This window comes from Aquibium pacificum (assembly GCF_040839445.1).
GTDB lineage: Bacteria > Pseudomonadota > Alphaproteobacteria > Rhizobiales > Rhizobiaceae > Aquibium > Aquibium pacificus.
Genome location: NZ_JBDPGJ010000003.1, coordinates 651,971 through 671,508 on the forward strand (window position 1 = coordinate 651,971; position 19,538 = coordinate 671,508).

The 19,538-nt window shown below is 65.3% G+C and carries 16 protein-coding genes and 1 pseudogene; 8 read left to right on the forward strand and 9 right to left on the reverse strand.

Features of this window, described 5'->3' with window-relative positions; all coding sequences use genetic code 11:
* Positions 1 to 187: 187 nt before the first annotated feature.
* The 3 genes from ABGN05_RS15630 to ABGN05_RS15640 form a co-directional block, all read right to left on the reverse strand.
* Positions 188 to 550: a PRC-barrel domain-containing protein gene (locus ABGN05_RS15630; protein ID WP_367954958.1), complete on the reverse strand. Its 363-nt coding sequence runs from the start codon at positions 548 to 550 to the stop codon at positions 188 to 190.
* Between the two features lie 102 nt (positions 551 to 652).
* Positions 653 to 1,495, reverse strand: coding sequence for a 3-deoxy-8-phosphooctulonate synthase (gene kdsA / locus ABGN05_RS15635; RefSeq protein ID WP_367954959.1), 843 nt, complete (start codon positions 1,493 to 1,495; stop codon positions 653 to 655).
* Positions 1,492 to 2,373, reverse strand: coding sequence for a VOC family protein (locus ABGN05_RS15640; RefSeq protein WP_367954960.1), 882 nt, complete (start codon positions 2,371 to 2,373; stop codon positions 1,492 to 1,494). Before ABGN05_RS15640 ends, kdsA begins: the two co-directional genes overlap by 4 nt.
* Positions 2,374 to 2,722: 349 nt before the next feature.
* Between ABGN05_RS15640 and ABGN05_RS15645 the strand changes: the two are divergent.
* Positions 2,723 to 3,490, forward strand: a pseudogene (locus tag ABGN05_RS15645) (D-alanyl-D-alanine carboxypeptidase family protein); the annotation flags it as partial.
* 97 nt (positions 3,491 to 3,587) lie between these two features.
* Here the strand turns inward: ABGN05_RS15645 and ABGN05_RS15650 are convergent.
* The 5 genes from ABGN05_RS15650 to ABGN05_RS15670 all read right to left on the reverse strand — a co-directional run bounded on the left by ABGN05_RS15650 (position 3,588) and on the right by ABGN05_RS15670 (position 10,816).
* A complete protein-coding gene (locus ABGN05_RS15650; RefSeq protein ID WP_367954961.1) occupies positions 3,588 to 4,301 on the reverse strand; it encodes a class I SAM-dependent methyltransferase in 714 nt (237 codons plus the stop codon).
* Positions 4,298 to 5,014, reverse strand: a complete 717-nt coding sequence (locus tag ABGN05_RS15655; protein ID WP_367954962.1) for a sulfotransferase — start codon at positions 5,012 to 5,014, stop codon at positions 4,298 to 4,300. Before ABGN05_RS15655 ends, ABGN05_RS15650 begins: the two co-directional genes overlap by 4 nt.
* Positions 5,015 to 5,026: 12 nt before the next feature.
* The gene (locus tag ABGN05_RS15660) at positions 5,027 to 8,881 is read right to left on the reverse strand and encodes a glycosyltransferase (protein WP_367954963.1); all 3,855 of its coding nucleotides are present in this window, start codon (positions 8,879 to 8,881) and stop codon (positions 5,027 to 5,029) included.
* A 50-nt stretch (positions 8,882 to 8,931) separates the two neighbouring features.
* Positions 8,932 to 9,867, reverse strand: coding sequence for an NAD-dependent epimerase/dehydratase family protein (locus ABGN05_RS15665; RefSeq protein WP_367954964.1), 936 nt, complete (start codon positions 9,865 to 9,867; stop codon positions 8,932 to 8,934).
* Positions 9,868 to 10,144: 277 nt separating this feature from the next.
* Positions 10,145 to 10,816, reverse strand: coding sequence for a glutathione S-transferase family protein (locus ABGN05_RS15670; protein WP_367954965.1), 672 nt, complete (start codon positions 10,814 to 10,816; stop codon positions 10,145 to 10,147).
* Between the two features lie 170 nt (positions 10,817 to 10,986).
* Here ABGN05_RS15670 and ABGN05_RS15675 point away from each other — a divergent pair, with 170 nt between their 5' ends.
* The 4 genes from ABGN05_RS15675 to ABGN05_RS15690 are packed head-to-tail and all read left to right on the forward strand — an operon-like array spanning position 10,987 to position 15,954.
* Positions 10,987 to 12,468, forward strand: coding sequence for an ABC transporter substrate-binding protein (locus ABGN05_RS15675; protein WP_367954966.1), 1,482 nt, complete (start codon positions 10,987 to 10,989; stop codon positions 12,466 to 12,468).
* A 47-nt stretch (positions 12,469 to 12,515) separates the two neighbouring features.
* Complete coding sequence (locus tag ABGN05_RS15680; RefSeq protein ID WP_367954967.1) at positions 12,516 to 13,463, forward strand: ABC transporter permease; 948 nt, start codon at positions 12,516 to 12,518, stop codon at positions 13,461 to 13,463.
* Complete coding sequence (locus ABGN05_RS15685) at positions 13,460 to 14,329, forward strand: ABC transporter permease (RefSeq protein ID WP_367954968.1); 870 nt, start codon at positions 13,460 to 13,462, stop codon at positions 14,327 to 14,329. The genes ABGN05_RS15680 and ABGN05_RS15685 overlap by 4 nt, the downstream gene beginning before the upstream one ends.
* The gene (locus ABGN05_RS15690) at positions 14,329 to 15,954 is read left to right on the forward strand and encodes an ABC transporter ATP-binding protein (RefSeq protein WP_367954969.1); all 1,626 of its coding nucleotides are present in this window, start codon (positions 14,329 to 14,331) and stop codon (positions 15,952 to 15,954) included. Before ABGN05_RS15685 ends, ABGN05_RS15690 begins: the two co-directional genes overlap by 1 nt.
* 218 nt (positions 15,955 to 16,172) lie before the next feature.
* On the opposite strand, the gene ABGN05_RS15695 is transcribed toward ABGN05_RS15690, so the two are convergent.
* Positions 16,173 to 16,604 (reverse strand): TerB family tellurite resistance protein, encoded by a 432-nt coding sequence (locus ABGN05_RS15695; protein WP_367954970.1) that lies wholly within the window; start codon positions 16,602 to 16,604, stop codon positions 16,173 to 16,175.
* 127 nt (positions 16,605 to 16,731) lie between these two features.
* On the opposite strand from ABGN05_RS15695, the gene ABGN05_RS15700 reads away from it, so the two are divergent.
* From ABGN05_RS15700 to ABGN05_RS15710, 3 genes are all read left to right on the forward strand, one after another.
* On the forward strand, positions 16,732 to 17,568 hold the full coding sequence (locus ABGN05_RS15700; RefSeq protein WP_367954971.1) for a helix-turn-helix domain-containing protein: 837 nt from the start codon (positions 16,732 to 16,734) through the stop codon (positions 17,566 to 17,568).
* Positions 17,569 to 17,648: 80 nt separating this feature from the next.
* Positions 17,649 to 18,077 (forward strand): VOC family protein, encoded by a 429-nt coding sequence (locus ABGN05_RS15705; RefSeq protein ID WP_367954972.1) that lies wholly within the window; start codon positions 17,649 to 17,651, stop codon positions 18,075 to 18,077.
* Positions 18,078 to 18,250: 173 nt separating this feature from the next.
* Positions 18,251 to 19,426, forward strand: a complete 1,176-nt coding sequence (locus tag ABGN05_RS15710) for an isobutyryl-CoA dehydrogenase (protein ID WP_367954973.1) — start codon at positions 18,251 to 18,253, stop codon at positions 19,424 to 19,426.
* Positions 19,427 to 19,538: the final 112 nt, after the last annotated feature.

Sequence of the window (19,538 nt, forward strand, 5' to 3'; positions counted from 1 at the left end):
TCGCCATGACCGATCTCGCGGGCATCGTCTGCCTGTTCTTCTTCGCCGCGGCACTGCTCACGTCCTGCGACCCCGTCACGCCGCAGCAGCAGGCGGTCCTGATCTTGCCTGACGCCCGTTAAGGCCATGAAAAAAAGGCGGAGGCGCATCCCTGCGCCTCCGCCTCGGCTGTCCCGGCTCGCGCCGATCACCAGTAGGGTTCGACCTTGTAGTAGTCGTAGGATTCGTTGCGTGCGGCGGTCCCGTCGCTGGCAGTCAGATCGCTGATCGAATAGGACGGCGCGGTCTCCAGCTGCTGCCGCGAAAACGGCACGACATAACCGCCCTCCGACGCCTCGTAGTCGAGCGAGGACCAGGGAATTGCGTGATACTTCTCGCCGATCGTGAGAAATCCGCCGAACCCGATGACGGCGAACATGATCCGGTTGGACATCTTGTCGAGCACGATGTCCTTGATCTCGCCGATTTTCTGGCCCGCGGTGTTGTAGACGTTGGTGCCCAGCACCTTCGAGGCGGTGATCGCAGTCGTATGGCCGGAAGGCGTCGTCATGTCCGTCGCTCCTGTGTGCGGGATTGTCGGCGGATTAATGAGGCGCGCGACGCGAAGGTTCCACCTAGTCCATAGGAAAGCGTTCTTCCGGATTCCCTCTGCTTACGGCCGATCGCTTCGCTTGGAGAGCCGGTCGAAGGCCATGAGCCTCTCCAGCAAGGCCGGCATATCGGCGAGCGGCACCATGTTCGGACCGTCCGAGGGCGCGTTGTCGGGATCCTGGTGGGTCTCGATGAAGACGCCCGCCACGCCGACCGCGACCGCCGCCCGTGCCAGGGTCTCGACGAACCGCCGCTCGCCGCCCGACGAACCGCCCTGCCCGCCCGGCTGCTGGACGGAGTGGGTCGCGTCGAAGATCACCGGCGCGCCGATCTCGGCCATCACCGGCAGGGCGCGCATGTCGGAAACCAGCGTGTTGTATCCGAAGGAAACGCCGCGTTCGGTGACGAGCACGTTCGGATTGCCGGAATCGGTGATCTTCACGACGACGTTCTTCATGTCCCATGGAGCGAGGAACTGCCCCTTCTTCACGTTTACGACCTTACCAGTCCTGGCGGCGGCCACGAGCAGATCGGTCTGCCGGCACAGGAACGCCGGGATCTGGAGGATGTCCACGACCTCGGCGACCACGGCGCACTGCTCCTCGGTGTGGACGTCGGTCAGAACGGGAAGCGCAAGTTCAGAGCGGATGTCGGAAAAGATGGGCAGTGCCGCGTCGAGGCCGGCGCCGCGCCGTCCCGAAAGCGATGTCCGGTTCGCCTTGTCGAAGCTCGTCTTGTAGACGAAGCCGATCCCCAGCCTTTCGGTGATCTCCTTGAGCGCACCGGCCATGTCGAAGGCGTGCTGGCGCGATTCGAGCTGGCACGGCCCGGCGATCAGCGTCAGCGGCCGGTCGTTCCCGAATGCCGCGCTGCCCACGGCCACGAGCCTGTTCGGAGACGTCATACGCTTTCCTCGAAAATGAATTCGGCGCCCTGCCCGGCCGTTTTTTGCACGGCAAGGCCGCCGTTCCGCTTCTGCCAGACGATCCGGCGATCCTCGAGCAGCGCCCGCGTGGCGGCAAGATCGCGAACCGAAAATGTCACGCTTTCGAAGGTGAAGTCCCCCCGATCGCATTCGGCCATTTCCCGTGCACTCCCAAAGACGTCCACCCGAGCATTGGGAAGGTCGAGGCGAACGCCCGACGAAGTCTCGACCGCGCGGGCACCGCTGATGGCGGCGACGAGAGCCCCCGTGGAGGCGGGATCGGTCGCCGCGATCGTTACGGCGGCGATCCGGACGACGCCGTTCCGGTGACTTTCGAGGCGGGAACGATCGACTGACGGCGCGTTCACGCGCTCGCAGGTGAAGAAGAAGGAGGTGGCCTCTTCGGCTGCGGCGAAGGCGAGCCTGAAGGAAGCGGTGTCGCTCCTGCCCTCCGCATCCGCGAAGGGCCGCGAGAAGAACAGCGCGTCGCCCGCCGACAGGCCGGCGTCCAGGAACCGCTGGTGGTCCGCGGAAGCGTCCGCGGTGGCGAAGACCAGCGCCGAAAATCCTTCCGCTGCCACCCTTTCCCGAAAGAGTGCGTCACGCGTCACGAAGACGTTGCCGTCGCGCTCGGCCTCGGCGCGGCGTGCCGCGTCGCCCTGCGCGAGAGGTTCAAGGAAGGTTCCGTCGGCGAAATACACGCAGGCATTGCGCGTGCCGAACGGATGGACGCCTTCCGGCGCGACGGTGAAGCCGAGCGCCTCCAGCCGCGCCCGTGCGGTCGCGAGCGATTGCGTCGGGAGGACGAGATGATCGATCGAAAGCGGTGGACGGTCCAGGAAAGACATCGCCGCCATTTGCAGCAAGACGCCGCGCCGCGCAAGGACGCGAGGTCATCGTCGTCCGCGCCGCGTCGAGCCTCCACGTCCGGGGCGGAAGTTTTCAGGGACCGCTAATGCGGCTGTTGCAATCGAATTCCTGTCGAATAGGCTTGAAAACAGGCGGCCGTGTTCCAGATGCGGCCCGGGGAAAACAAGGGCGGGGTGTGCGGCCTCCATGTCGTCGATAGCATTTGTCGGATCGTTTGCGGGCAGCATCAGGTATCGCGGGTCTACGAAGGCGACTGACCGGCTTTGCCGGTTCCTGCGCTCGGCAGTTGTCGTGCTCGTGGCCGCGGGCCTCGCTGCCTGCTCGACGTCGGAGGTGATGCGCCCATCCTCCGCTCCCGTCCCCACCTCGGCTTCCTCGAAATACGCCGCGATCGTCATCGACGCCAACAGCGGCCGCACCCTGCACGCCGTCGACGCCGACGCCCCGCGCATTCCGGCCTCCCTGACCAAGATGATGACGCTCTACATGCTGTTCGAGGCGATGCAGCAGGGGCGGGTCACGCCTTCGACGCAGATCCCGGTGTCGGCCTACGCGGCATCGCGGCCGCCCACGAAGCTCTATTTCAAGGCCGGTCAGTCGGTGGACGCCGACACGGCGATCCGGGCGCTGGCCACCAAATCGGCCAACGACGTCGCCACCGCCGTCGCCGAGTATCTCGGCGGAAGCGAGGACCGGTTCGCGGGCATGATGACCGCCAAGGCGCGGCAGCTCGGCATGAACCACACCGTGTTCCGCAACGCCTCCGGCCTTCCGGACGGCGAGCAGCGCACGACCGCCCGGGACATGGCGATCCTCGGCATCGCGCTGCGCCAGCACTTCCCTTCCATGTACGGCTATTTCGGCCAGCGCGGCTTCGCATTCCGCGGCAGGACGATTAAGGGCCACAACAAGGTGCTCGACATGGTCGCAGGCGCCGACGGCATCAAGACCGGCTACACGCGCGCTTCCGGCTTCAACCTCGCGACCTCCGTCAGCCGCGACGGCAAGCGCCTGGTTGCCGTCGTCATGGGCGAGAAGACCGCCCGCGACCGCGACGCGCTGATGGCGCAACTGGTGGAGCGGTTTCTCCCGGAGGCGTCGCGGCGCTGAGGAACGCTCCACGCCCGCGCCGCGATGTGCCCGAAAATCCTGGCAGTTCCGGTCTATCGATCTCGCCAGAAGACCGGCGGCGACAACGGAATCACTTCGGTGCGGGTCTCTCGACCGCCCATTCGTCCTGATGGCCGAACCAGGTGCCGGATACGAAGGACTTGAGCAAACCGCCCTGGCACTTTTCAATCGCGTCCAGAACATAGCGGGGTGTGACGAGCATCGTGCCGTAGTCGTTCAGATCGAGATCTGTCTGGTCCGATCGGCGAAGATAGGTCCATCCGGGTCCCTTCTCCTCCTTTTCCAGATCGATGCCTACGAACAGCCTTTTCGAGACTTCGCCATGCGTCGTGAACATCAGCACCCCACCAGGCGCAAGCAGGCCATAGAGGGTCGTCAGCCACTCGACGAAGGTTCGGTTCGGCAGATGCGAAAACAGCGAGAGGACACAGATGAAGTCGTAACCGCTCCCCACGGACAGCTCCGCCGGGCTCGTCGACGACCGCAGTGCCTGGATGCCGATTCGATCACGGATGAAGTCGCAGGCTTCGGGGTGAATGTCGGACGCCGTGATGCTGCACCCCGGCATCATGTCGACGAGGTATCGGGTGACGCGCCCGTAACCCGAGGCGAATTCGAGCACCTTGAGTTTGTCGCGCTTGGTCAGCCTCTTGGCCGCGGCCGCGACCAATCCGGCATCGCTCTTGCCACCCCGCAGATAGGCTTCCTTTCCCTCCTCCGGTCCCCGCCGTTTGGCGATGTACTGGTAAAGAAAATCGTTGTCGGCGATCTCGAGAACCGTCATTTTTGGATATCTCCGGGAGTGACGAGTTTTTGTTCTGACACGCGGGGCGGCATCGCAACCGTCGAATGCGTGATCCCCATCACTGCCTTCAACTGCTCGACGTCGAATGGGGCGCCCAGGAAATCGAAGAGGCTTTCCAGCCGTTCGGGCGCATGAACGTAGTCGTCATAGTGGACATGGAAGACGTCGCGATGGCCGCGTTCGGCAAACGCCCGCAGCCTTGCATCCGAGGCGCGGATCGACTCTTCGCGAACCCCGTGCCTGGCGATCTTGCTGCTTCTCACGACCGCCTCGATCTCGCGAGTATTCACGATCAGGGCCGCCTTCGGGAAGTAGTGCCTCATGAAGAACACGCATTCTTCGAAAGCCGAGTCGGAAAGCATCGGTGGATAATAGCGGATCTCCTTGAAACCCGTCGTCCTCGTGCCATCGTCGGGCCGCAGCACGTGCTCGACGAAAGCCTTCGCCAGTGCCTTTCCGAATGCGTCGACGCGTATGTCCGCCGCTCCGTACCAGGGATTCGACGGTTGGTCGCTATTCTTGCCGAAGCCATGCTTCGCGCCTTGCGTGGCCTTATAGGTTCTGATGAGCCCGAACAACGCGCCGTTGTTTTCGCCACGCAACTGAACGCCTTCGATCGAATTGAGTATTCCTTGCAGCAGCGTGGAACCGGATCGACCGTAGGTCAGTATGAAAATATAGTCGTATTTCATGTGAAACGCCGGTTACGGTAGGGCCGCACGGTCAAGTCCTTCGGGCCTAGGCTCGGCCTCGGTCCACTCCGCAACGTCAGCATACAGTTCCGCGTACAGCTCGATCATCTTGTCCAGTGTATAGCTCTTTTCGAAACGACTTCTGGCATTTGACCCAACCGCGAGTCTACGCTCCCGTTCCATAAGCGCACGAATTGCGTTTTGGAATCCGGGAATGTCAAGATTTCCATTCCGAAGCGGCACGATCGTGCCTGCTGAAGACGCGCCCTCCCCGATCATCCGAGGAACCTCGCCGACGTCCGTCGCAACGACAGGAAGACCGTTCGCCATCATCTCAAGGAGCACGAGGGGCATCGACTCACCGATGAAGGAGCTCGGCAATATGCCAATGTCCGCCGCCTGCATGTAGCGCTGCGGATCGGAAACATGCCCGTAAAGGTGGACATGGGGCGGCGCCTTCTGGCGCAGTTCGTCGGCCGCCGGACCTTCCCCGAGCAGCATCAGATCGACCTTGGCGCCCGACTGATTCAAGCGCTGTACGATATCCGCCGCCGCGAGCCACCCCTTCTCCGCGATGGCCCTGCTCGCAAGGCAGAGGACGATTGCGTCGTTCCGCAGCCCCAGATGCTCTCGCGAGTATGGCTCGTGCTCCGCCACCACTTCGATGCCATTGGGTATCTGAAGCATCTTTTTCGGCTGGCCGAAGCGCGTGAACACGCGGCGGTTCTTGTCTGCGAGGTAGGCCCACGCGTCCACCCGCTTCAGCATCGGCGCAATGCGGTTGGAGAACGTCAGATCGATCTGCGGATTGTCGAGGTGGGTCTCGTAGCAGCCGTGCATGGTGATCACCCAAGGCAGGCCGGGAAGATCGGCCACGTGGTCATGCACGTAGCGATCGGCCCACCAGATCGAGGAGTGCACCACGTCGATGTCGAAGCGGCGCACCATGTCGGCGAAGGTTTCCCGCATCTCGTCGGCATGGATGACCGCGACGCGGCTGTCGACCTGCGAAACCACCTGAGGGTGATCCGGGAAGGTGCGAACGTTGAAGAGCACGGCCCGGCCGCCGCGCTTCGTCCAGGCGTTGGCCAGCCGGATGCCGAACATCTGGCCGCCGCCGGGCGATAGGTCGGACACCACGACGAGCACGGTCGGCAATTCCTTCCGCGCTCCCTTCATCGCCGCCTGCTCGAGGATGCGCGTGCGAACCGCTACGTCCCGGACCCCGAACCGGTCGAGATCCTCCGTGGTGAACCGCTCGATCGCGGCCCGAGTTTCATCTCCGATCGTATAGGTCCCGCCGACGTAATCCCTGACCTTCGCGAACTCGTCGAAATATCGCGTTGAGCCCTCGGTCGACTTCGTCACCGTCTCGGGGTGGCGGCGGTGCAGGTTGAGCGGCTGCTCGCAGTAGGCAACGAGGCCCCCGCGCATCGCACGCAGGTAGAAATACCAGTCGCCGCAAAGCCGCATCGATTTCAGCGTCTCGGCGAAGTCCGGCTCCGGTTCCAGGCGCCGGAAAACGAGGCTGCTGGCGTTGGGAATGCAGTTGGCGATCCCCAGTCCCTCCTGGGCCTCCTCGTGGTCGGTGGCGACGTAGGGCCGCGACCAGCGTCCGTCGTTGATCCGGTTGAGATAGATCTCCTCGTAGTCACCGTAGACCTGCCCCTCCGTGCCCACCGGCACCGATTTCACGTAGGCGAGGAAGACATTCCTGTCCTCCAGCGAGGGAATGAGGGCCGACAGCAGGCCCGGCGTGCACGAATCGTCCGCCTCGGCGATCCAGATCAGATCGCCCTTGGCCAGTTCCATCCCGCGCAGCCACTGCGCAAACGGCGATCCGCTGTTCTTTTCGTTGACGATGACCCGCGTTCCGGGCCGCCGTCGCGCCCGGTCCTCGAGGATATCGACCGAGCCGTCGCTCGACCGGTCGTCCAGCAGGATGAGCTCGAAATCCTGGTAGGTCTGCGCCGCGATCGTCTGCAGCCGCTCGGGCAGGAACTTCTCGTAGTTGTAATTCGGCACCACGACACTGACGTGGGGCGCCAATCCGGCCGCCTCGCGGATGTGGTGCAGCAGCTTGGGACCAGCCGCGGCGACGGTATACTCGCTCTCCACGAGTTCCCGACCCGCCTGCCCTTCGGCGCGCAGGCGATCTTCATCCGCCATATAGGCGCGGACGGCGTCCGCCATCGCCTCGGCATCCATGAAGGGCACAGACATGCCGCATCCCCGCGCCACGAACTCCGGCATGCCGCCGGCCTTCTCGAAACAGATGATCGGCGCCAACGCGGTCGCAGCGTCGAGGCAGACGAGCGGGAACGGGTCTTCCTGCGAGGTCAGGAGGAAGAGGTCGGCCGCGCGCAGATAGCGCATCACGTCGGGTTCGTAGCCGGTAAAGACGACCTTCCCCTCAAGGCCCTTCTCCGACACCAGCTTTTCGCACTCTTCATGGTCGGGCCCGCCGCCGACCCAGAGGAACCGCACGTTCCGCTCGGTTTCCTTCAGGACCCGTTCGGCCACCTCCACGAACTTCTCGGGAGATTTCCTCCAGTGGAGGACGCCGCACGCGGCGACCAGGAAGGCGTCCGGATCGAGGCCCAGCGCCTCCTTGATCGCGCTTTTCGAGTCGAAATCGAGCGAGGTGTCGCGCGGCAGATCGTCGATGAAGCCGTGCACGGTGCGCAGCCGTTCCGGTTCGAAGCCGTAATCGCCCTTGATGGCGGTGGCGACTGCCTCGCTTCCGGCGATGATGGTGTTCGCCCGGTCGAGGATGAGCCCAAACTCGCGGTCGAGCGACGCGAGCAGCTTGGGGAGTTCGTGGACGAAAGCGAGAATGGGTGTGTCGCGGCTCCAGTGCGAAAGAAACCCGCCGCTGGCGGCGGAGTTCAGGAACACCGCCTTCACCGAGGGACCGGCAAACTCCTCGAGCCTGCGCGACAGTTCCTCCGGGGTCGCTCCAACCGACTCTCCGCCCACGTCGAAGGTGTCGGCGATCCGGCGGAAATGGTCGAGGAAGGGGCCGCCCTTCATCGTGACGAACTTCACCTCGAACTTGGTCGAGGCCAGGAGCCACTCGGCGAAGACGCGCGCCACGCGCTGCGCACCGCCGAGTTCCGCATCGTGACTGACGATCAGGATGGTGCCGCGGTCGCGCGCAACCTGCCCGCCGAGTGCCGCGGCGGCCGTCGGCGAGCGTCCCTCCCCGCGGCCGGAATCGAGGAAATGATGCAGCGGCGACAGCCCGGCTGCCGCGACGTCCGGATTTCGCGCCAGATAGTATTCGGCATCGAACATCGGCCCGCATTCGCGGCCCTCGCGCCAGCCGAAGAGCGCATAGTGCACCAGCGGATCGAAGCCGAAGTCGATCACCTCCGGATAACGGGCGGTATAGAAGAGCGGATCGAAGACGGCGTTCGCCCGCAGCCCCCCAGGGAGACCATATTTGAAATAGTGGTCGAGCGGGGTAATGCCCCCTTCCCCCTTCAGGTAGGTGTCGGCGTAGAACCGATCGTCGAACAGCTTGAACTTGCGCAGGATGTGGCAGTGCACCAGACGCAGCCGCTCCAAGTCCTCGTGGATGACGTCGAGCACAGTCAGATCCTGGGCGAAAGGCAGGAGTTCGTTGAGCAGTGAGCGATAGTTGCGCTTCGCGTTCTCGCCAACGGCGGAAAGCTTTCGCGCGACGTCCTCTCTCGCCCTTCGGTCCCTCTCGTGCTGCGCAGCGAGGCCGCCCAGCGACCTCAGCCGGCTGCGCAGTTCCGCCGTCCCGCCATTGGCAAGCAGCCTGAATGCCGTGGCGACGTGGCGGCCGGCCAGGCTCGGGCGCCGGGCATAAAGCCCGAGAAGTGAAAGGGGAAAGCTCATTCAGTTCGCGCGCGACATGTGATGGGGTCGGTATCCGGGCGTCATCTGCATCAACGAGCCACCCGCGGCGCCGGCGAGAATTCCGCCAGTGTGCGCTCCAGTCCCGTCCTGAACGGCGTCTTCGGCCGCCAGCCCAGCAGCGACGACGCCCGGCCAATGTCAAGCTGGCTTATTGCCACGTCGGTCTTCCTGACATCCACGTATTCCCGCTCGATACGAAGCCCGAGGATATCCTCGATGGCCCCGAGTATCTCCGACACCGAGCGCGCTTCACCACTGCCGATGTTGATGATGCCGCGCGCCGCGCGGGGCTCCCCCACGGCAAGCTCGATAGCATCGATGACGTCGTCGATGAAGACATAATCGCGGCGTGCGCTGCCGTCTCCGATGACCTTGACCGGGAGACCCTCCTGGTGGCGTCCCAGGATCGCCGGAATGAGTCCCTGAGCCTTCCGGTAGTGCTGTCCCGGCCCGAACGGATTGGCGAGGCGCAGTATCACGTAATCCAGTCCGTCGACCCGGCCATGCATCTGGATGTACTTTTCCACCATCAGCTTGGTGAGTCCGTGGGAACTGATGGGGTTGGTTTCGCTGTCCTCGCGGATCGGCACGTCGTTCGTGGGGCCGTAGACGGTCCCGCCGGAGGAGAGAAAGACGTAGCGCCTGACCCCCGCGGCGACGCAGGTCTGGAGGAACGCAACGTGCGGGATCACGTTTTCGCGGATGTCGGCGACGCTGTGCAGGTTCTGCATTCCGGGGCTGGAGGTGCTGACGAGCTGCACCACGGTGTCGAGACCGTCCAGGGCCGATACCATGGCCAGCGGATCGGCGAAGTTCGCCTCCACGAGTTCGGCCGAACCGCCATGGGCGGCGACGAAGTCGGGGGTGAAATGCCGCGAGATCGCCTTGAACTTTCGTCCGCGCGACTGCAGCCGCTGCGCCAGATGGCGCCCGATGAATCCGTTGGCGCCGAAAATACCGATCATCAGTTCCCCGCGCTAGGCTTGCTGTCTCTTGGCCGGACCCATAGCGGACAGACCTGCGAAAGACCACGGTTCTTTGACAGTCGTCGATCGAGGCAATCCAGCCATTGATCTCTTCGGTCGCCGCAAGGCCGGAACGGTCTAAGTCCAACGCTCGATGAATTCAATCTTGTTACAGTCTTGAAATTGCGGCGGGATAAGGAAACCAGGCCTCGAGAAACACCGGCTTCCGTCGAAAACGCTGCATGCGGCGATTGCGGCGGAACGCGCTGTGCTCGCCTCACGTCGATGAATAGCCGTAGATGTTGCCGCCGCGTTCGACGGCGCGTCGATAGGCGGGTCGGGCGCGGATTGCTTCCATCCACTTTCGAATCACGGCGATGTCCTGCCCTTGCGCGATCCGCGTCACACCCGCTTCCACCGGATAGCTCATGATGATGTCGGCCGCGGAGAATGCATCGCCGGCGAACCAGCCGCCTCGGGCCAGTTCCGCCTTCCAGAGCGCGACGTGATCGGCAAGCTGCGGGTCGATCAGCCTTTCGCTGACGCCCTTGGAGATCATCCGCGCCGTCGGGCGCAGGAAAAACGGCATCCGCGCCGGCAGGCCGGCAAAGACAAGCTTCATCACCAGCAGCGGCATGGCCGATCCTTCGGCGTAGTGCATCCAGTATGTGTAGCGCAGCCGCTCGTCCATGCCGGGCGGCGGGCGTAACGTGTCGCCGCCGTAGCGATCGACCAGGTACTCCATGATCGCTCCGCTTTCGGCAACGACGCGGCCGTCGTCCTCGACCACCGGCGACTTGCCCAGCGGGTGGATCGCCTTGAGACTTTCCGGCGCGCGGAATTCCTTCGTCCGGCGATAGGTCCTCACGTCGTAATCGACGCCGAGTTCCTCGAGCAGCCACAGGACGCGATGGGCGCGGGATTTCTCCAGGTAGTGGACGATGATCATGGTCGGGGACCTTCCGCGGGCAGATTGCCCACCCTTAGCAGCCGTCGCGACGAAGGCGAACCCCGTCGGCGACGCCGGTGGCCATGTTGGTCCAAAGCGAAACCCGATTTACTCCCGGCTGAATTCGCGCTTTGATCGCGCACCGATCGCAAACAATGGGAGCAACAAAAATGACGATATGGAAATCCGTCCTCGCCGCCGCCGCCGTCGCGCTGGCATCGAGCACCTCCGCCATGGCGCAGCGGACCGATCTCGTTCTGGGCGTGGTCCTCGAGCCGCCGCATCTCGACCCGACCGCGGGCGCGGCAGCCGCGATCGACGAGATCGTTTACGCAAATGTCTTCGAAGGCCTGACGCGGATCGATTCCGGCGGCGAGGTGCAGCCGGCGCTGGCCGAAAGCTGGGAGGTGTCCGAGGACGGCAAGGTCTACACCTTCAAGCTGCATGACGGGGTCAAGTTCCACGACGGTACCGCCTTCGACGCCGAGGACGTGAAGTTCTCGCTCGACCGAGCCCGCGCGGCCGATTCCACCAACGCGCAGAAGCCGCTCTTCGAGGCCATCGATACGGTCGAGGTGGTGGATCCCACCACCGTCAAGGTCACCCTGAAGCAGCCGCAGGGCTCTTTCCTGTACAACATGGGCTGGGGCGACGCCGTCATCGTGGCGGCCGAGAGCGCCGAGGGCAACAAGGAAAAGCCGATCGGCACCGGGCCGTTCAAGTTCGACAACTGGGCCAAGGGCTCTTCAGTCACCATCGTCAAGAACCCTGACTACTGGGGCGATGCTGTCGCGCTGGAGAAGGCCGAGTTCCGCATCATCCCGGATGCGGCGGCCGCAATTCCCGCGCTGCTGTCGGGCGACGTGCAGGCGTTTCCGAACATGCCGGCCGGCGATGCGCTACCGCAGATCCAGTCCGATCCGCGCTTTTCCGTCGTCATCGGCGCAACCGAGGGCGAGACGATCCTTTCGACCAACAATGGCAAGGAGCCGTTCAACAATCTCAAGGTCCGCCAGGCGATCGCCCACGCGCTCGACCGTCAGGCGATCATCGACGCCGGCTCGTCGGGGCTGGGCGTGCCGATCGGCTCGCACTTCTCGCCCGCGAACGCCGCCTATGTCGATCTCACCGGCACCTACCCGCACGACGTCGAGAAGGCCAAGGCGCTGCTCAAGGAAGCCGGTTTCGAGAATGGCATCAAGGCGACGCTGAAGCTGCCGCCCCCCGCCTACGCCCGCGACGGCGGCCAGGTCATTGCCTCGCAACTGCGCGAGGTCGGCATCGATCTCGAGATCATTCCGGTCGAATGGGCGCAGTGGCTCGACCAGGTGTTCAAGACGAAGGATTACGACCTTTCGATCGTCTCGCACACCGAGCCGAACGACATCGGCATCTATGCGCGCGACGACTACTACTTCGATTATCACAACCCGGAGTTCAACAAGGTCATCGCGGATCTCGACGTTACGTCGGACCAGGAAAAGCGCAACGAGCTCTACGGCCAGGCGCAGAAGATCCTCGCCGACGACGCCGTCAACGGCTTCCTGTTCGAGCTGCCCAAGATCGGCGTCTGGGACGCCAAGCTCGAAGGCATGTGGGAGAATTCCCCGATCCAGGCGACCGATCTGACCGGGGTCAAGTGGGCGGATTGAGCGACTTTCCTCCCTCCCCCTCGCGGGGAGGGAGACATCCTCGATAGATGACAGCTTTTCTCGCCAAGCGCCTCGCGGGCGGCCTCGTGACCCTGCTGGTCGCGTCCGTCGTCGTGTTTGCCGTGCTGGAAATCCTGCCGGGCGATCCCGCGCAGCTCATGCTCGGCATGAACGCCACCGACGCGACACTGAACGCGCTGCGCGAGCAGATGGGCCTCAACGATCCCGTGCTGGTGCGCTATCTTTCGTGGATCGGCGGCCTGCTCGTCGGCGACTTCGGTCGGTCCTTCACCTATTCCTCGCCCGTGATCGAGCTCATCGGCGAGCGCGCGGTGGTGTCGCTGCCTCTCGCGATCATGGCCCTCCTGCTCTCGACCGCCATCGCGATCCCCGTCGGCCTGTTCGCCGCCGCGCGGCGCGGCAAGGCCGCCGACACGATTTCCATGGGCACGGCGCAGATCGGCGTCGCCATCCCCAACTTCTGGTTCGCGCTGATCCTCATCTACGTCTTCGCGGTCTGGCTGCGGCTGGTGCCGGCCGGCGGCTTCCCCGGCTGGGGCGGCGGCATCTGGCCCGGCATCAAGTCGCTCATCATGCCGGCGGTCGCGCTCGCGCTGCCGCAGGCGGCGATCCTGGCGCGCATCACGCGCTCCGCGTTGCTGGAAGTGCTGGGCGAGGACTACATCCGCACCGCCCGCGCCAAGGGCATGCCGCGGCGCGCCGTCCTGTGGCGGCACGCGCTGCGCAACGCCATGATTCCGGTGCTGACCATCCTGGGGCTGCAGTTCGCCTTCCTGCTCGCCGGCACCATCATCATCGAGAACGTCTTCTATCTTCCCGGCCTCGGCCGCCTCGTCTTCCAGGCGATCACGCAGCGCGACCTGATCGTGGTGGAGGGCGTCGTCATGCTGCTCGTCGCCTCGGTCGTTCTCGTCAACATCGTCGTGGACGTCTTCTATGCCGTCGTCGATCCGCGGCTGAGGGCGAACGCATGAGCGTCGACGTCTCGCCGCCGCCCGGGGTCGAGCGCCCGTTCCTGTCGGCCGCCTTCTCGAATGGCTCGTTCACAGCGGGCATTTTGATCACCGGCCTGATCGCGGCGATGGCGCTGGTTTCTTTCGTCTGGACGCCCTACGACATCACCCGGCTGGAAGTGGCCGAGCGGATGCAGGGCCTCACGTGGGCGCATCCCTTCGGCACCGACCATTTCGGCCGCGACATCCTGTCGATGATCATGATCGGCTCGCGTAATTCGATTGCGGTGGCGGTCGTCGCCGTCGTCATCGGCATGGGCGTCGGCGTGCCGCTCGGCTGCTGGGCGGCGGCCCGCGGCGGCTACGTCGACGAGGCGCTGATGCGTTTCAACGATCTGGTCTTCGCCTTCCCCGCCCTGCTCTCGGCAATCCTCATCACGGCGATCTTCGGCCCGTCCGCGATAAACGCTATCATCGCCATCGGCATCTTCAACATTCCGGTCTTCGCCCGCGTCGCCCGCGCCGGCGCGCTCGCCATCTGGCCGCGCGAGTTCATTCTCGCGGCGCGGGCCGCCGGCAAGGGCAAGGCGCTCATCACCATCGAGCACATCCTGCCCAACATCGCCTCGATGCTCCTCGTGCAGGGCACGATCCAGTTCGCGCTCGGCGTGCTTGCCGAGGCCGCACTTTCCTATGTCGGGCTCGGCGCGCAACCTCCCATGCCGTCCTGGGGCCGCATGCTGTTCGACGCGCAGACGCGCATGATGGTGGCGCCGCACCTGGCGCTGTTTCCGGGCATCGCCATCGTGGTGACGGTGTTGGGACTGAATCTCGTCGGGGACGGCCTGCGCGACGTTCTGGACCCGAGATTGCGGCGCGAGCGCTGATGGCCCTGCTCGAGATCGAAAAACTCTCCCTGTCGATCGCCGGGATCCCGATCCTGAAGAACGTCGACCTGTCGATCGGCGCGGGAGAGACGATGGGGCTCGTGGGCGAATCGGGCTCGGGCAAGTCGATGACGGCGCTGACCATCATGCAGCTCCTGCCCAACGCGGCGCGTGCCACCGGGCGCGTCACCTTCGACGGCATCGACATCCTCGCAGCGCCCGAAGCCGCCATGTGCCGACTGCGCGGCGACGACATCGGCATGGTCTTCCAGGAACCGATGACCGCCCTGAACCCCGTCAAGACGATCGGCGAGCAGGTGGCAGAAGGCATCCGCTGGCACACCGGCGCCAACCGCTCTGACGCGGAGGCTTCCGCCCGCCGCATGCTCGATCGAGTCGGCCTGCCGGAAGCGAAGTTTCCGCTGTCGCGCTATCCGCACCAGCTTTCCGGCGGGCAGCGCCAGCGCGTCGTCATCGCCATCGCCTGCGCACTGAAGCCTAAGCTCCTGATCGCCGACGAGCCGACGACGGCGCTCGACGTGGTGCTGCAGGCGCAGATCCTGGACCTCCTGCGCGATCTCGTCGACGAGATCAGGATGGGCCTGCTGCTGATCAGCCACGATCTCGCCGTCGTCACCGACATGGCCGACCGGGTGACGATCATGCGCCATGGCGAGGTGATGGAGGAAGGCGAGACGGCCAAGACGCTGTCGGAGCAGGTGCATCCCTACACGCGGCAACTGGCCGAAGCCTCCATGCACGTGCCGGCCCGCCCGAACCGCCACGCCGCGTCGGCCGCGGGCGCGAACCTTCTCGAAGTCGACCGCGTCGTGCGCGACTATCCCGGCCGGCGGCGCTCGCTCTTCGACAGGCCCGCACCGTTCCGGGCCGTCGACGGCGTGTCCTTCTCCATGAAGCCCGGACAGTCCGTCGCCCTCGTCGGCCGCTCCGGCTGCGGGAAATCGACGCTCGCGCGCATGATCCTGGCGCTCGACCGGCCGACTTCGGGCGAAATCCGCTTCCTCGGCGAGACGCTGACCGGCAAGGGCGGGGCCGAGCTGAAGCCCGCCCGGCGCAACATGCAGGTGGTCTTCCAGGACCCCTACGGCTCGTTCGATCCGCGCCACAAGGTCGAACGTCTCGTCTCCGAACCGCTGCACGTGCTGGACCGGCAGCCTTCCGCCACCGAACGGCGCGACATGGTCGCCGCCGCGCTGCACGAGGTGGGGTTGCGCCCCGAGGACATGGACAAGTACCCGCACGAGTTCTCAGGCGGCCAGCGGCAGCGCATCTCGATCGCTCGGGCGATCATCACCCGCCCAAGGCTGGTCGTGGCAGACGAACCGGTCTCGGCGCTGGACGTCTCGATCCGGGCTCAGATTCTCGATCTCTTCGCCGATTTGAACCAGCGCCTCGGCGTCGCCTATCTCTTCATCACCCACGACCTCACCGTCGCCCGCGCCATCACCGACGAGGTGATGGTCATGCATGACGGCCGCATCGTCGAGGAAGGCCGCACCGCCGACGTCCTCGACCATCCGCAATCGCAGGCCGCCAAGGACCTCGTCGACGCCGCCCCCGATCTTCGTCGCGCGATCAGGCGGAGGCTGGTGGAACAGGGCTGATCCGCGCGCTCCTTCTCCCCATGTGGGAGAAGGTGGATCGGCGCGCAGCGCCGAGACGGATGAGGGGTCGTGGACGGAGCGAGATAGTCGAACGGCAGACACCATCCGCCGGAAGCACGTGATCTTGCCTGATCAGTGGTCAGCGAACACCCCTCATCCGACCGAGCTGGCGCTCGGCCACCTTCTCCCACAAGGGGAGAAGGACAGGCCGCCGTGCGTCACGCCGCGCCGCCCACGATCTCGCGCGGATCGAGGTCGAGCACGTCGAGCGTGCGCCGCAGAGGTCGTACCTCATGCTCGCTGATGTTGCGGTCGGCCTTGGCGATTTCGGCGAGGTGCCGCCCGAGTTCGACGCGGCGCTCGCGCGGAAGCGTACGGAACAGTGCCAGCGCCTGCGAGCCGGTCGTCTCGTAGCCGAAATCCTGGAGATAGCGGATGACGCCGCCGAGACTGGCCTCCGGAATGCCGAACGAATCGCGACAGATGCGGCGGAACGTCTCCAGTTCCTTCTCCTCCACCGCACCGTCGGCGAGGATCATCCTGAAGAGCAGCAGAAGCTCCGCCGTCAGCACCGGATCGTCGGCGACGCGGCGTATCGCCGGATCGCCTTCAAACAGCATCCGGACCCGCGACAAGAAACCTTCAGGCATGACGAATCCCCCGCGCCAGATGCCTTGAAGCTACAGGGATTCCATCCGTGCGCAATCCGGCCCCCGCCCGCCCTTCCGGCGGCGCGCGCTTTGCCCTAGTTTGCAGGCCACGAACCGGAAGCGGCGGATGGACGACATACGGACGCGGCAGAACTCGACGGTGCCAGCGGGATACGCCCCGCTGATGCTGCGCCGGCCGGTCCGCCCGGAACTGGCGGCCGACGTCTTTTCCATCGTCGGCTACCGCGAGAACGGCGACCGGCTCCAGGGGTCGCTCGAGATGGCGCCTCTGGTGGTGCCGCTGATCGTCAGTTTCGGCGAGCCGTTCGAGATCGCGCTCGGCCGCGCGCCGACGCCGCGGGACCGCTTCGGCAGCTTCACCTCGGGGCTCTATCCCGGCTTCGTCATGATCAATTCGACCGGCGGCGCCGAGTGCATCCAGGTCGATTTCACCCCGCCCGGCGCCTTCCGCTTCTTCGGCCTGCCGATGTCCGAGATCGCCAACCGGATGGTCGGCATCGACGACCTCGCAGACCCGGAGATCCGCGAGTTGCGCCAGCGGCTCGGTGAGGAACACGACTGGCAGCGCCGCTTCGCCCTCGTGGAAGCCTTCCTGATCGCGCGCCTCGACGGCGGACAAGCGGCCTCGCCGGAAGTCGCGTGGGCCTACGACCGCATCCTGCGGCGGCGCGGCGGCGAGCGCGTGGCCGACATCGCAACCGCCCTCGGCTGGAGCCGCAAGCACCTGGCCGAACGCTTCCGCACCGAGATCGGCATCGGTGCCAAGGCGGTCTCGCGCATGGCGCGCTTCAACCGCGCGCTGGAACTCGCCCGGCAGGAAACGCCGCGCGACTGGGCCGGCATCGCGGCCGATTGCGGCTATTCCGACCAGGCGCATCTGGTGCGCGAATTCAGGATGTTTTCCGGCAGTTCCCCCACCGCGCTGGCGCCGCACCTCGCCTGAAGCGACGGTTACATTTCTTCAAGACCGTGCCGCGACCGGCTGGCAGGATGCGCCCATCACGCCAACGGAAAGGAAATGCCATGCACACCGCCACCACCATCGAAGCCCCCTGCCTCTTCCCCGCCATGCGGTTCCGAAACGCCGAAAAGATGATCGACTGGCTCTGCGAGGCCTTCGGCTTCACCGTCCACGCGAAATACATGGCCGACGGCAAGGTCGCCCACGCGCAGCTCGCGCTCGGCTCGTCGATGATCATGTGCGGCGACGTGAAGGACGACGCCTACGGCGCCATGGTCGGCGCGCCGACCGGCCAGGACGGCAAGTCGATCTACGTCGCCGTCGTCGATGCCGATGCCGCCTGCGAGCGCGCAAAGGCCGCGGGCGCCGAAATCCTCGAGGAACCGACCGACCGCGACTACGGCAGCCGCGACTTCATCTGCCGCGACCCGGAAGGCAACGTCTGGAGCTTCGGCACCTACTGGCCGAAGGCCCACGAGAAGGCCGATTAGAGTTCAGCCTCCCGGTTCGAAAGCCGGGGGCGTTGATATGCCTCTGTGCGCCGTTTGGACAACCCCTCCCCCGGCTCTCCACTTGCCGCACAGCTTCTGTGTCGGGGGTCGTGTTGCGCGGCTGAGCCGTTGGTCTACACTGGACGGCCAGAACAGACGTCAGGGAGGACGTTATGGACGCCGTCGTCGACGCCGCCACCGGCCAGTTCGAACTCAACGAGGACCAGCGCGCGATCCAGGAGATGGCGCGCGCCTTCGCGGCCGACCGGGTCGCGCCGAACGCGCTGCAGTGGGACAAGGACCGGCATTTCCCCGATGACGTGATCCGCGAGACCGGCCCGCTCGGCTTCGGCGGTATCTACGTGCGCGACGACGTCGGCGGATCGGGCCTCGGCCGGCTCGACGCCGTGCTGATCTTCGAGGCGCTCTCCCACGCCTGTCCGGCCTTCTCCTCTTTCATCTCCATCCACAACATGGCCGCCTGGATGATCGACCGCTTCGGCAGCGACGAGCAGCGCCAGCGGCTCCTGCCGCCGCTCACCTCGATGGAGCAGCTCGCCAGCTACTGCCTCACCGAGCCCAACTCCGGCTCCGACGCCGCGGCGCTGCGCACGAAGGCGGTCCGCAGCGGCGGCAACGGCTCGGACTACGTGCTGAACGGCGCCAAGCAATTCATCTCGGGCGCCGGCGACAGCGACGTCTATGTCGCCATGGTGCGCACAGGCGAAGAAGGGCCGCGCGGCATCTCCACGCTGGTGATCCCCAAGGATGCGCCGGGCCTGTCCTTCGGCTCGGTCGAGAGCAAGATGGGCTGGCACATGCAGTCCACCCGACAGGTGATCTTCGAGGACTGCAAGGTGCCGGCCGAGAACCTCCTCTCTGGCGAAGGCGCCGGCTTTCGCATCGCCATGGCGGGGCTCGACGGCGGAAGGCTCAACATCGCCGCCTGTTCGTTGGGCGGCGCCCAGTCCGCCTTCGACAAGGCGCTCGCCTATGCCGCCGAGCGCAAGGCCTTCGGTAAGACGATCGACCAGTTCCAGGCGATGCAGTTCAAGTTCGCCGACATGGAGACCGACCTCCAGGCCTCGCGCATGCTGCTCTACACCGCCGCCGCCAAGCTCGACGCCAAGGCGCACGACGCCGGCAAATGGTCGGCGATGGCCAAGCGCTTCGTCACCGACCGCGGCTTCGACGTCGCCAACGAGGCGCTCCAGGTGCTCGGCGGCTACGGCTATCTGCACGACTACGGCATCGAAAAACTGGTCCGAGACCTGCGCGTCCACCAGATCCTCGAAGGCACCAACGAGATCATGCGCGTCATCATCGCCAGGCATCTGGTGGGGAAGTGAGAGGTAGGGAGTAGTTTGTGGCGGCCGGACCGCCCTCTGCCAACCCGTACCGCCGAATCATCCCAATCTTCTACTGCCTTATTCCCCAACTCCCCTGCTCCCTATTCGCTAC

Excerpts from the sequence above, each read along its gene's own strand:
- ABGN05_RS15655 (WP_367954962.1), bottom strand. The coding sequence starts at position 5,014 with ATGAAATACGACTATATTTTCATACTGACCTACGGTCGATCCGGTTCC.
- ABGN05_RS15690 (WP_367954969.1), top strand. The coding sequence starts at position 14,329 with ATGGCCCTGCTCGAGATCGAAAAACTCTCCCTGTCGATCGCCGGGATC.
- ABGN05_RS15685 (WP_367954968.1), top strand. The coding sequence starts at position 13,460 with ATGAGCGTCGACGTCTCGCCGCCGCCCGGGGTCGAGCGCCCGTTCCTG.
- ABGN05_RS15695 (WP_367954970.1), bottom strand. The coding sequence starts at position 16,604 with ATGCCTGAAGGTTTCTTGTCGCGGGTCCGGATGCTGTTTGAAGGCGAT.
- ABGN05_RS15680 (WP_367954967.1), top strand. The coding sequence starts at position 12,516 with ATGACAGCTTTTCTCGCCAAGCGCCTCGCGGGCGGCCTCGTGACCCTG.
- ABGN05_RS15630 (WP_367954958.1), bottom strand. The coding sequence starts at position 550 with ATGACGACGCCTTCCGGCCATACGACTGCGATCACCGCCTCGAAGGTG.
- ABGN05_RS15705 (WP_367954972.1), top strand. The coding sequence starts at position 17,649 with ATGCACACCGCCACCACCATCGAAGCCCCCTGCCTCTTCCCCGCCATG.
- ABGN05_RS15660 (WP_367954963.1), bottom strand. The coding sequence starts at position 8,881 with ATGAGCTTTCCCCTTTCACTTCTCGGGCTTTATGCCCGGCGCCCGAGC.
- ABGN05_RS15640 (WP_367954960.1), bottom strand. The coding sequence starts at position 2,373 with ATGGCGGCGATGTCTTTCCTGGACCGTCCACCGCTTTCGATCGATCAT.
- ABGN05_RS15675 (WP_367954966.1), top strand. The coding sequence starts at position 10,987 with ATGACGATATGGAAATCCGTCCTCGCCGCCGCCGCCGTCGCGCTGGCA.
- ABGN05_RS15670 (WP_367954965.1), bottom strand. The coding sequence starts at position 10,816 with ATGATCATCGTCCACTACCTGGAGAAATCCCGCGCCCATCGCGTCCTG.
- kdsA (WP_367954959.1), bottom strand. The coding sequence starts at position 1,495 with ATGACGTCTCCGAACAGGCTCGTGGCCGTGGGCAGCGCGGCATTCGGG.
- ABGN05_RS15710 (WP_367954973.1), top strand. The coding sequence starts at position 18,251 with ATGGACGCCGTCGTCGACGCCGCCACCGGCCAGTTCGAACTCAACGAG.
- ABGN05_RS15665 (WP_367954964.1), bottom strand. The coding sequence starts at position 9,867 with ATGATCGGTATTTTCGGCGCCAACGGATTCATCGGGCGCCATCTGGCG.
- ABGN05_RS15650 (WP_367954961.1), bottom strand. The coding sequence starts at position 4,301 with ATGACGGTTCTCGAGATCGCCGACAACGATTTTCTTTACCAGTACATC.
- ABGN05_RS15700 (WP_367954971.1), top strand. The coding sequence starts at position 16,732 with ATGGACGACATACGGACGCGGCAGAACTCGACGGTGCCAGCGGGATAC.